This window comes from Methylobacillus sp. MM3 (genome assembly GCF_001645185.1).
Lineage (GTDB): Bacteria > Pseudomonadota > Gammaproteobacteria > Burkholderiales > Methylophilaceae > MM2.
The window spans coordinates 1-439 of sequence record NZ_LXTQ01000016.1 but is presented as its reverse complement, the minus strand read 5'-3'; the positions used below and the strand labels follow the sequence as shown (position 1 = coordinate 439).

The 439-nt window shown below is 32.3% G+C and carries 1 protein-coding gene; it reads right to left on the bottom strand.

Going from position 1 to position 439, the window contains the following annotated elements; genetic code table 11:
- Positions 1-57: 57 nt before the first annotated feature.
- A partial coding sequence (locus A7976_RS06785; RefSeq protein ID WP_371440608.1) for a GTP pyrophosphokinase family protein occupies positions 58-439 on the bottom strand: 382 nt, incomplete at its 5' end.

Genomic DNA, 439 nt, shown 5'->3' with positions numbered 1-439 from the left:
TTCATACCATGTTGATTTACAAAATCACTCAAATTAAGCAACACACCTATTAAACGTCTACTCTGTTATTTCAGAATGAATTTGTTGTAATTTATTTTCAACTTCAGTAATCTCTGTCGCACATTCTTTCAATAAATCTCGATACTTTTCCGTCTCTGCCTTGTTTTTATAACGTATTTTATGTTCTAAACTTGCCCACATATCCATACCTATTGTTCTAATTTGAATTTCAACAGGCAATACCTCAACGCGTTCTGCTAAAAAGACTGGAATGGATACAACGATATGTAAACTGCGGTAACCATTTTCTTTAGGGTGCTGAATATAATCTTTACGTTTTATCAATTGTACGTCTTCTTGTTTAAGCAACATCTCTTCAATCAAATAAATATCATCTAAGTAATTACATACTACGCGAATTCCCGCAATATCCAGTATA